13 protein-coding genes are annotated in these 10,902 nt (G+C 41.0%); 2 read left to right on the forward strand and 11 right to left on the reverse strand.

Annotated features, from left to right (window positions below; genetic code table 11):
- The 11 genes from RHS_RS22125 to rpsF form a co-directional block, all read right to left on the reverse strand.
- Positions 1–452 (reverse strand): hypothetical protein (locus RHS_RS22125; protein ID WP_047834393.1); only part of this gene is annotated, 452 nt, incomplete at its 3' end.
- Positions 453–1,116: 664 nt separating this feature from the next.
- Positions 1,117–2,535 carry an MFS transporter gene (locus tag RHS_RS22130; protein WP_027295269.1) on the reverse strand — a complete coding sequence of 473 codons (1,419 nt, stop codon included), beginning with the start codon at positions 2,533–2,535 and terminating at the stop codon, positions 1,117–1,119.
- 16 nt (positions 2,536–2,551) lie between these two features.
- Positions 2,552–3,457: a sugar phosphate isomerase/epimerase gene (locus tag RHS_RS22135; protein WP_044296961.1), complete on the reverse strand. Its 906-nt coding sequence runs from the start codon at positions 3,455–3,457 to the stop codon at positions 2,552–2,554.
- Positions 3,458–3,551: 94 nt separating this feature from the next.
- Entirely contained in the window at positions 3,552–4,385 is an 834-nt protein-coding gene (locus RHS_RS22140) for a sugar phosphate isomerase/epimerase (RefSeq protein ID WP_047834394.1), read from the reverse strand.
- 24 nt (positions 4,386–4,409) lie between these two features.
- On the reverse strand, positions 4,410–5,417 hold the full coding sequence (locus tag RHS_RS22145) for a Gfo/Idh/MocA family protein (protein ID WP_197041683.1): 1,008 nt from the start codon (positions 5,415–5,417) through the stop codon (positions 4,410–4,412).
- 324 nt (positions 5,418–5,741) lie between these two features.
- Complete coding sequence (locus tag RHS_RS22150) at positions 5,742–6,770, reverse strand: LacI family DNA-binding transcriptional regulator (protein ID WP_047834395.1); 1,029 nt, start codon at positions 6,768–6,770, stop codon at positions 5,742–5,744.
- A 122-nt stretch (positions 6,771–6,892) separates the two neighbouring features.
- Positions 6,893–7,570 (reverse strand): DUF6198 family protein, encoded by a 678-nt coding sequence (locus RHS_RS22155; protein WP_047834399.1) that lies wholly within the window; start codon positions 7,568–7,570, stop codon positions 6,893–6,895.
- A 73-nt stretch (positions 7,571–7,643) separates the two neighbouring features.
- The gene (locus RHS_RS22160; protein ID WP_047834396.1) at positions 7,644–8,060 is read right to left on the reverse strand and encodes a MarR family transcriptional regulator; all 417 of its coding nucleotides are present in this window, start codon (positions 8,058–8,060) and stop codon (positions 7,644–7,646) included.
- Between the two features lie 185 nt (positions 8,061–8,245).
- Positions 8,246–8,512 (reverse strand): 30S ribosomal protein S18, encoded by a 267-nt coding sequence (gene rpsR / locus RHS_RS22165; RefSeq protein ID WP_027295275.1) that lies wholly within the window; start codon positions 8,510–8,512, stop codon positions 8,246–8,248.
- A gap of 66 nt (positions 8,513–8,578) precedes the next feature.
- A complete protein-coding gene (locus tag RHS_RS22170) occupies positions 8,579–9,031 on the reverse strand; it encodes a single-stranded DNA-binding protein (protein WP_027295276.1) in 453 nt (150 codons plus the stop codon).
- Positions 9,032–9,050: 19 nt separating this feature from the next.
- Positions 9,051–9,338, reverse strand: a complete 288-nt coding sequence (gene rpsF / locus RHS_RS22175) for a 30S ribosomal protein S6 (protein ID WP_044296953.1) — start codon at positions 9,336–9,338, stop codon at positions 9,051–9,053.
- A 263-nt stretch (positions 9,339–9,601) separates the two neighbouring features.
- On the opposite strand from rpsF, the gene RHS_RS31645 reads away from it, so the two are divergent.
- Both RHS_RS31645 and RHS_RS22185 read left to right on the forward strand, forming a co-directional pair.
- A complete protein-coding gene (locus RHS_RS31645) occupies positions 9,602–9,724 on the forward strand; it encodes a hypothetical protein (RefSeq protein ID WP_255348045.1) in 123 nt (40 codons plus the stop codon).
- An 868-nt stretch (positions 9,725–10,592) separates the two neighbouring features.
- Positions 10,593–10,902: IS5 family transposase (locus RHS_RS22185; RefSeq protein ID WP_047834398.1), on the forward strand; the 310-nt coding region annotated here is incomplete at its 3' end.

The following is a 10,902-nucleotide window of genomic DNA, read 5'->3' on the forward strand; positions in this document are numbered from 1 at the left end:
CCTCCCAGGGAACTGCCGGAAGAACTGCATCCATAGCTGGTTTTTCCGCCAAAACCAATAATGGCCGGATTGCTGGTGTACATATAAAGTGCCCGGCCTCTGGTCATAAACGTATTGCCATCATCATCCCCATTATTGCCTGCGTTGCCATTTGCCACTCCATAACGCGCCAGAATACGGTCCATATAAAAGGAATCTCCACCGTTATCCAGATCCTGCTGATAGAGTGCTTTCATCATTTCTTTTGAATCATACGTTACGCCTCCCAAATCGTATACATCCGCCAAGCTTTCCGTGTTCTTAAATGTCGGATGTCCAATTGCCAATGCTCCCGGTTCTGTTCCGGTACCTGTTTCAGCAAACGCTGTGATCGCACTGCCTGGCAGCATAGAAACCGCTACTGCAACTGCCAATGCCTTCGTCGCCAATTTCCGTTTTCTTTTCTTCCCCATAACATTCTCCTTTTCCGTGCTTATTTTGTTACAATCTCATTATAGCGTTATCGATTGCTTTCAAAAATTGCATTATCTTAAGGAAGGTGTACTATCTTATAGTATTATTTTAATATATTTGATGCCGCAGACGGAAAAACCACTATACTTCTGATAGAAAGAAGGATGCCGGAAAGGCATTAGAAATAAAAAAAGAATTGACATTTATTGCAAAGTGTTATATTATAAAAGCATGCAAAGCAACTATGTATTCTAGATGCACGAATCCCCACGGAGCCTATTTCCGTGGGGATTTTTCTTTAGCTGTCTTTGTTTTTCTTTTCAATCCATCTGCAAGCATAATATCCAGCTATGCTAGCTGTTACTGATATTATAAAAGCTACTATGTATTCCATAGATGCACCTCCTCCCTGCTGGAAAGAGTCGACAGCATATATATTATAATTCAAAACTAAGCCTTTGTCTATCATCTAATAGTGATTTATTTATATTTTATTATTATTGTTATATACATTATGTTGTATTTAACCAAGTACAGATAATTTCACTGATTATTTCAATTTGATCTTTACACGTTTCTTATAACAATAAAATGAGCAGATACAAAATTTATCAAATTCTGCATCCGCTCATACCATTTTTTAATCTAATTGTTTTTAACAATCTAAACCTCTTGCTCCCTTTCCATCAATTCCCCCATCATGCGGTCATACTTTCTGTCCAGCCGATAACAGGCAGCTATGAGAAACATGATAAGCCAGATTCCTATGGGAACATAGAGATAAAACGATTTTATTGCCTCAATTGCCGCCGGTGCCTGTTCAGCGGCAGTTGCTTTTAAACCATCAAATGCAGCCATGGATAAAATTGCCCCCATAATTGCCGATGTGAATCCCGATCCGGCTTTTTGCCCCATACTCATGGATGAGAACATCAACCCTTCTATGCGTATTCCGGTCTTCCAGTGGCCGTATTCAATCGCATCACTTGGCAGAGAATATTGTACTCCATAAAATGGTGCTATACCTATCCCACGCATGATACAGGTCAGGATGCCCAAAGGAACGCTTGTTATGTTAAGAAGAAATATGAGCTGCCCTGCAATTCCCACTAAACATCCTGCACAGATGAGGCTGCGTTTCCCGAACCTGGGAAGTATTCTGGGCAGCAGCGCAATACCGGCAATGGTAGCTATTTTTTCTGCCGCAGATAATGGCATGACCAGGTCCACATCATTTAAAACATACTGGCAGTAATAGGTTAAATCTGTCCCGATGATGATCTGGTAAACCGTATAGAAAAGCATTAACCCCAGTGCTATCAAAAAATATGGGTTCGTAACAGTTGCCTTTAAGGCTTTAAAAAATGGAATATTCTCTTTCACCTTCTGTGCCGTACATACCCGTTCGGTACAGGTCATATAAGTATTGATCAGTACGAATACAGAGATTACTGCATATACCGCCGTAACAATAATCCATGCAGCCTGTTCATTCCGGATCACCCCCGCAAGCTTGTTAATAATGGGCAGCGTAAATGCCGTAATAACCATGCTTGCCGTAATGGAAAGTATCATACGAATATTGCAGATAACATCCCTCTCCCTGCGGTCCCTGCTCATTAAGGAACCCAGCGCATGAAACGGCTGGCTGATTGCCGTATAAACCACGGTATTCATGATATTATAAGTGACAAAGGCATAAATAACTTTTCCCATATCACCCATTCCCGGCATTGTAAAAAGAAAAACCGCAGCCAAAGCATAGGGCACCGCCAGACGCAGAATCCAAATCCTTGCCTTTCCGTATTTGGAATGTGTCCGGTCAATGATTGTCCCCATGATCACATCCGAGACACCGTCGAATACCCTGGATACCAGCATAATCATACCTACTGAACCGGCTGATATTCCCACTACATTTGTGTAGAAATAAATCAACAGAGTAGTTGTCATGGTGTACATCAAAGTAAGTGCCGGATCACCAAAGCAATATGCCAGCTTCTCTTTAGCAGGAACTTTGGCAAACTCATTCATGTCTTTTCCTTTTTGCTTAAAATTCAATAACTCTGGTATTCTCCCCATACATTATCCTCCGGCTTTATTTTCCCAAGAGCTCATTTTCTATCATTTCCCTTGCACGCGGCGCTTCTATATTCATTCGTTCCGGATAGCCAAAAATAGATACACAGGAGATAGCATCTCCTCCGACCGGAAAAGTTCTGTTTGCAAAGTCCATTTCACGCAATTTTGCAAAGATACCGGAAAAGTCCACATCACCTTCTCCCATAGGATTATGCTGGTGAACGGCCACATCTTCTTTTCCCATGCGGTTCAGCCAAGGCGGATTCAGAATATATCTGCAGTCTTTTACCTGATTGAACGTATCTGCAAACAATACATGGCTTAAATCATCACCTGCATATCCGAGCATGGAACGGACATCCCCTTTTCCCTGATCATAGAAAAATCCATGAGGTGCAGAATACACATATTTCAAATTCTCGGATCGGTAACTCTTTACCATATCGCAGGTTTCATTGTTCAGTTCGCAGAAGTCCCAGGGATGAGACTGTATCTCAACCCGGATTCCTTCTTTTTCAAATAGCGGCAGCAGTTCATCCATAGAGCGAAACCACATCCCATTGCAGATTTCCTGCTGGTTCGGATCTCCCGAAAGCTCCGTATTGATGACCTGTACCCCCATATTCACTGCAATTTCCACAATTTTCTTCCAGTTTGCTACTGCTATATTTCGCTGTTCTTCCGTTGGCCCGGACCATCGGTAAACAACTATAAAAGATGATATCTCAACACCGGTTTCTTTTAATGCTTTCCGGTATTCCATTTCACATTCAGCCGAAAAAAGCGGGTGCTTGTAAAATGGATTAATACGTGGGTGTGGGGACTGTTCTATGTACTTGTATCCCCAGTCGGCCACCTGATGCACCATATCATTAATACTCATTTGTTTTGCTAAAACATCCACATCAAATGCTATTTTCATGATTTGCATTCTCCTTTTTGTGATATGATACGGACTGTGATCTCAGATCACAACCCGGGGGTTCTGGTAATGCGGCACCATATCATAGATGCAGCTATTCAAAATACTTTGCAACAAAACTCCTGGTTACCTCTGCCGCCTTTTTTACATTTTCATCATGAGTCATCTCATAATATTCCGGACGGAATTCTTCAATTGTACATACACCGTCAAATCCAATTTTTTTTAGCGCTTTAGCTATACCGGAATGATCAACAACTCCCTCTCCAGGCCATAGACGTTTGTCATCCCCACAAGAACCCAGTGGAAGATCTTCACAATCATTTAAATGATACGCGAAAATCTTCTTGCCATCGGCATTTCGAAGATCTTCCAGTTTCGAGCACATTTCATGAAAATGAAACGTATCCAAAGTAACTCCCACGTTTTCACGGTTTACCGCTTTCACTACATCGTATGCCGTTCCAAACTGATTAATGGAACAGTTTGGAGCACCACAGAATTCCAGGGAAATCTTAATCCCGCTTCCTACTTTATCGGATAGATAACGCAGTCTGTCCACTGCTTCTTCTTTAATGTCAGTGACTGATATATCCTTTACGTCAAAAGATGGAACTGTAATGAGCATTTTCATATCAATTGCCTTGCAGACCTTTATGATGAATTCTGTCTCCGCATCAATTTCTTTCACTCCGGCTTCATCTCTCTGATTGAAAAAAATCAGCGTATTATAAGCCCATGGTTTTAAGTGATGGTTTTGAAACCATTCTGCAAGTTCCTCTAATGTATGATCTTTCAGATAATCCTTTACGCAATCAAAACGAATCTCAATATAATCAAATCCATACTTCTCACATGCTTCCAAGTCCGCCATTAAGGACTGACCTTTGCATTCCAGTGCCGTTGCTTCATTAAATCCAATCTTCATATCAATTCCTCCATTTTCATATTTCTATTGATAAAATTCTGGTTTTTCCATATCGGTTTTTATAAGTTCGACGTTACCGGTTTCCTGAGCCTTTACAAGTGCATCCGCGGTAACTGCTGCCAGATACCCATCCCATGCGGTAGGTCCTGTTACAACTCCTTTTTTTGCATTTTCAACCCAGTTCTGCATTTCCGTATCATAGGAATCACGGAAACGAACAAAACAGTCCGTATCAATTGTTGTTGATAATGCAGCATTTCTCCGGATAACAGGATATGCCGGAGCGGGCATCTTTACAACGCCATCTTCACAAACAACCTCACAATTAATGTCATAACCAAATTTACAATTTACAAAGACCTCTACATCAATACAGATGCCCTTTTTTGTCCTAAGAAGCATAATCTGAGGATCTTTTAACTTAGAATGTGAATATTTTGTACATCCTGGCATAATAACCTGTGCTGACTCATACTCATCATCAATCAGCCAGTGCAATACATCTATCTCATGGATTGCCGTGTCATGCACTGCCATGGGTGTGGTATAATTTGTGCCTACCTCGGGGTTTCTATGGGTGCAATGGAGCATTAATGGCGCACCGTACTCTCCGGAATCCAAAGCTTCCTTCACCTGATTGTAACCCTTGTCGTAACGGCGCATAAAACCTACCTGAACCAGATGTTTTCCGGATTCCAGCTCTGCTTTTACAATCCTGAGACAGTCATCTGCTGTTGTTGCCAGGGGTTTCTCACTAAATACCGGCTTTCCTGCCTTAATTGCCTCTAAAATAGATTCCGCATGTGCAAAACCAGGGGATGTAATGACAACTGCATCTACTTCAGGATCAAGAATCAGCTCCTGACTATTGTGATAAACCTTCGCCTGGCAGATAGCCGCCGCTGCTTTAGCCCCTTCCTCAAATACATCTGAAACTGCTGTAACTTCTGCCCCCTGAATCTTGTCTGTAATTCTCTTAATATGATCCTTGCCCATTCCACCGCATCCAATAACTCCAACTCTTAACATCATTTTTCCACCTTTCTTATTATCATTTTGGTTAACTGATTTACTTCTTACATAAGGTTTTTTTAACTAAACTATCTTTCTGATACGGCTATAATATCATTGCGTGCGCGTGAACACAATTGCTTTTTTATTACAATTTGCCAACGGTATTTTTGGAACATTTTGCTATTTGTTAAATGATAAACAAAAAATATGTGCAACATGATTGATGATTGTCTTTATCATCAACACATCTTGCACATATTTTGGTTATTTTTACCAACTTTAATAAAATATTATTTTTTTTGATCATATATTTGTTACTTCATTTTTCACTCTTGATCAACTTTATATATTATATCTATTTTTTATAACAATTTCAGTATAATTATATTCCTTATCCGGCTCAATACCGTCAAAAAGTTTATGAAATAAAATCATTACAGAGTTATTCCCCTGAGCAAAAGGATCCTGCCCCAGCAAAAACTGAATGGTTCTTTTTTTTAAATATTCTTCGTTCTTACCTGTTAAGTCATTGGAAATAACCTTTACCCTGCCCGCCATTCCATAATGTTCGATTACTTTGCATACACCTTCCACACCTGATGCAGTCAGGTATATGCCCGCTAATTCCTCTGTATTATGCAATGCCTCTTCCACTATCTTCTCAGCTGCCCAATCATCGTCATATGCATATTTCATATCCAGAAGTTCCACATCCGGTCTGCAAGCCTTCAGCTCTTCCACGAAACCTTTTGCTCTGTTCTTATGACCCTGATTCGTTGGATGTCCAGATATGACCAGCACTTTACCATGAGTACAGACAATTTCACTCATTAATCCTGCCGCTGCTTTCCCGCTTTGTAAAGTATCCTGCCCTATAAAGCACAGACGTTTAGATCCTGCTATATCAGAATTAAAGGTAACAACAGGAATCTGATAATCCTGCACAAATGTATCTACCGTAGTCTTTAAAAACTCATCTTCACTTGGTACAAGCGCAATCGCATTGCATCCGCTCTCCCTCATTTCTTCCATATAAGCAATCGCAGCGGAAGCATCAATACCCCTGATTTCTTTTATTTCCACCCCGGCCCCCATGCGCTGGACCTCTTCCTTTGCAGCTTCAACGCCCTCTTTTACCTGCTGCATAAAAGGGGTATCTATCGACTGTAAAATAACACCAATCCTGATAGAATGCCTGGACATCGCCAATGCTCTGCCTGCTCTGTTAGGCTGATATCCCATTTCTTTGGCAATCCGCTTAATCCGTTCCTCTACTTCCGGATTAATCCGCCCCCGGTTATTCAATGCCCGATCCACAGTACCTCTCGATACCCCTGCTTTATCAGCTATTTGCTGTAATGTAACCGCCATAATTTCCTCCTATGTTACATTTTCTGCCACTAATTATATGCTTTTTCCATATAAACTGCAACTGCTTTGTTATCTGTTTTCTTCCTCAGGGTGTGGTCCAGACAGTCCTCATATCATCGGGGTTACACATTCTCTATCAGTTTGTCATGTTCTTTTTCCGTGGCCGTAGTAAACAATATTTTTTCCATAAATCCCAGTCTTTTGCCGAAGAACTTTGCAACAAATCCTACCACCAAAGCTGCAACCACAGTTCCTTCCCTAACTCCTTGTATCTCCTGAAATATTACAAAAGAAATAATTCCTGCCATAATTGTCATAGAAGCGTCAAATACCACCTTTGTTGGTCCAAACTCCTTTTTCCACGTAAGCGTAACTGCCTGGACAAAAGCTTCTCCCGGAAGCATCACCACATTTGCCAGTACTTCCAGATATACTCCAAATCCCAAAATTATACATCCGGCAAGCAACATGATAATTTTCATAATGTATGCTCCCGGATTCACCCAATTGATCAAGAGCATGGTGAGATCAATAAAATATCCAAACAAAACAGAAACTGGAATTTGAAGCAAAGATTCTTTTCGAAACCTTTTACGGAGTATTGCTATTTGAAACAATATAAGAAGCAGGCTGAATGCAATTGTAAATTCCCCCAGAGTCATATCGTATTTCAGACTCAGCGTATAGGGGATGGATGAAATAGGAGAGGTTCCAAGATCCGCCTTTGTAACAAAACTCACCCCCAGGGAACTGACAAATAAGCCTGCCATAAATACTTCATAACGTTTTAATTTCTCCACTTTATATTCCTTCTTTCCAAAGTATGTCTTAAATTTTTTATATTTAGAAGTGAGATACAGTTTAATACCTGCTCTATTTCTCATCGGAAATATTTTGATTTATTTTCATGAACATTTCCATAAAACCAGTTCTTTCCTCCGCAGAAAATCCTTTAAATACCTCCTCTTCCAGTTCTAAAAAGGCTTTTTGAATTTTTACGATCTCCCTCTTTCCCTTATCTGTTAAAAACACATGAAGTGATCTTCTATTTCCCGGTTGGTTTCTCCGTTGTACCAAGCCTGCTTCCTCCATACGGAGTAAGAGACTGGTAACGGTAGCCGGGTCAATCTGACAAGCTGATGCAATATCCTTTTGTACACTGCCGTCATGATCCTTTAAGTAATCTAATACTTTTGGCTGCCCTGAAGTCAGACTTGTCTCTGCAATTTTTGCAAAAAACTTTCTTTGGAACACTGCCTGGTTTACCATTAATAATATGTGAAAATCCATTGATTGGAGTCTCCTTTTTTATTTGTATTCTAATACTTAGAATTCTAACTATTAACACATAGTATTATATACAGAATTTACCAAGGTGTCAAGTATGATGTTTTCTTGCTTGATCATCTGGCTGTTACAGACAAAAAAACCGCCATTGTTTCAAACAATGGCGGTTAAGCTATCAATTTTAATGATTAGTCCATTACGTATGGCATTAAAGCGATATGACGTGATCTCTTAATTGCAACTGTAAGAGCTCTCTGATGTTTTGCACAGTTTCCTGTGATTCTTCTAGGAAGAATTTTTCCTCTCTCAGATACATATCTTTTTAATTTATTAACATCCTTGTAATCGATTTCGGTATTCTCTTTACCACAGAATACGCAAACTTTTTTTCTTCTACGTCCGCCTCTTCTCTTCATCGGAGAATCGCCGCCTCTATCATTTCTATTATAAGCCATGTTTGTTACCTCCTTTTACAAATTTCGAATTCATATAATGTATGAGATCTGCTTCTCATTTTAGTTTTAATTAAATGGTAATTCCTCATCAATGCCATCCGGGATGTTCATGAATCCGTCTCCTGATGCCGCACTTGGTGTCGGTCTGGATGATGGTGCAGCTGACTGCATGCCCCCTTCGCCGCCAGCCATAGATGCGTTCTTGCTCTCACAGAATTCGTGATCTTCAACAACAATATCCGTAGTGTAGACTTTCTGTCCGTCTTTGTTTGTATAACTTCCTGTCTGAATACGTCCAGTAACAGCAATCTTCATACCCTGACGAAGATACTTTTCTGCAAACTCAGCCTGTCTTCCGAATCCAACACAGCCGATAAAGTCAGCGGTTGCTTCTCCGTCACGTTTGAATCTGCGGTCTACTGCTAATGTGTATCTTGCTACTGCCATGGAATTTTCTCCTGATGAATAACGAACCTCAGGATCTCTGGTTAAACGCCCCATTAAAATGACTTTGTTCATACTTTCTCCTCTTTTCTATCTATGCATCCTGTCTTACGCATAAATATCTGATAACATTTTCCATGATACGGACACGTCTTTCAACTTCCGCTGGGCATGTTGAATCAGATTCGAAATGGATGAAGTAGTAAAATCCTTCTTTCATTTTCTGAATTTCGTAAGCTAATCTTTTCTTACCCCATTCATCAACGTCTGTGATTGTTCCACCGAAACGGGTAATGTATTCTTTTACCTTTTCGATAGTTGCTACTCTTACATCTTCTTCGATTTTTGCGTTGACAACAACGGCTAATTCATATTTGTTCATGCTCTTGGCACCTCCTTATGGTCTCTGGCCCCCTATCTATGTGGGGAGCAAGGAAATTAATATATAATATATCACAAGTTAAAATCATATCATAAGCCTGGTAATTTTTCAAGTACTTTTTTCCAATTTTCGCGTATATCTGCAGCTCTTACTTATTTTAATAGTTTTTAGACCTTTCCTGTGTTAGAATAAGCCTAGAGCTACAGCGAACAGTTTCTTAAATTGGGGTTTAGCTGAGTAATGACGCTTTGTAGATGTAGGTAGTGTACGGAAAGATGGGTGTGGGAAACTGGCATGGGCTCCGTCAGCTGGCCGCAGAACTGGTATTTTCTAACCTTTCCGAAGCGCTTTTTGGCGGCACGCGGGTATTCACCGAGAAATCCTGATGCATTTTTCGGTTCAGTACCCGCTTAGTATCCGATGGGAGCCAGTCGAATACTATCCGCCAAAAAACACTTCGAAAAGGTAAGTAAATACTCAGCTCTGCTCTACGCTTCCTCCGCCCATGCCAGTTTCCCACACCCATCTTTCCGAGATCCAGTTTACTGCCACAAAGCTGGTTTTCTCAGCCTGGTGGAGACCCCTGGGCTGTGGCAGGCTGTTCTTTATAGGATGCTGCGCAGTATGTTTCGGCTGTTTGTGTAAAAGAAGATGGAAGTTTGCTCCTTTTTCTGGTTACAGAATGAAAAACAAATTCTGTTTTCAAGATCAGTTGCTTTGCGCCAGTCGCGTCCGGCATGCCACAACCCCCGGGTTCCATCATGCTGAGAAAACCAGCTTTGTTTCAACGAATGCTATCTCGGAAAGAGAAGGGGGCGAGCCAGGACATTGATTTGGAAGGCGTATAGCAGAGCTGAGTATTTACTTACCTTCCCAGAGCACTTTTTGGCGGATACAATTCGACCAGTACTGCATTGCAAAATGCAGTACTTCTCCCATCGGATTGTAAGCGGGCAGTGAGCTGCGAAATGCATCAGGATTTCGGAGCGAATGCCCGCGTGCCGCCAAAAAGGGCTCCGGGAAGGTTAGAAAATGCCAGTTCTGCGGTAAGCCTTCCAAATCAATGTCCTGGTCCGCCCCCTTCTCTTTCCTTACACTACCTACATCTACAAAGCGTCATTACTCAACAAAACCCAAATTTAAGATGAAATTGTTCGCTGTAGTACTAGAGCGTGTTTGAAAATTAAAAGTTGCACAAAACAAATGTTTTGCATCCCCGTTTTATGGTAAAATAAAGAAAAAGGGGTGTTTTATATGTTGAGACGATATGAATTAACAGATGATGAATGGAATCATATAGTAACTTTACTTCCTCCTGAAAACACAGGAAAACCAGGTCGTCCCTCAAAAGAAAACCGTACCATGCTTAATGCAATGATTTGGCTGGCGCGAAGCGGAGCCCCATGGCGTGATCTTCCTGAGCGTTATGGGCCATGGGAAAGTGTATACAGCCGTTTTCGTAAGTGGATTGATGCTGGCGTACTGGATAATATTTTTCGCGTTCTAAGCCTTGAAGCCGCATTGGAAGAACTTTCGTTAGATGCATCTATCGTTCAGGCGCACC

Source organism: Robinsoniella sp. RHS (genome assembly GCF_001029355.1).
GTDB lineage: Bacteria > Bacillota > Clostridia > Lachnospirales > Lachnospiraceae > Robinsoniella > Robinsoniella peoriensis.

Excerpts from the sequence above, each read along its gene's own strand:
- RHS_RS22130 (WP_027295269.1), bottom strand. The coding sequence starts at position 2,535 with ATGGGGAGAATACCAGAGTTATTGAATTTTAAGCAAAAAGGAAAAGAC.
- RHS_RS22135 (WP_044296961.1), bottom strand. The coding sequence starts at position 3,457 with ATGAAAATAGCATTTGATGTGGATGTTTTAGCAAAACAAATGAGTATT.
- RHS_RS22140 (WP_047834394.1), bottom strand. The coding sequence starts at position 4,385 with ATGAAGATTGGATTTAATGAAGCAACGGCACTGGAATGCAAAGGTCAG.
- RHS_RS22145 (WP_197041683.1), bottom strand. The coding sequence starts at position 5,417 with ATGATGTTAAGAGTTGGAGTTATTGGATGCGGTGGAATGGGCAAGGAT.
- RHS_RS22150 (WP_047834395.1), bottom strand. The coding sequence starts at position 6,770 with ATGGCGGTTACATTACAGCAAATAGCTGATAAAGCAGGGGTATCGAGA.
- RHS_RS22160 (WP_047834396.1), bottom strand. The coding sequence starts at position 8,060 with ATGGATTTTCACATATTATTAATGGTAAACCAGGCAGTGTTCCAAAGA.
- rpsR (WP_027295275.1), bottom strand. The coding sequence starts at position 8,512 with ATGGCTTATAATAGAAATGATAGAGGCGGCGATTCTCCGATGAAGAGA.
- RHS_RS22170 (WP_027295276.1), bottom strand. The coding sequence starts at position 9,031 with ATGAACAAAGTCATTTTAATGGGGCGTTTAACCAGAGATCCTGAGGTT.
- rpsF (WP_044296953.1), bottom strand. The coding sequence starts at position 9,338 with ATGAACAAATATGAATTAGCCGTTGTTGTCAACGCAAAAATCGAAGAA.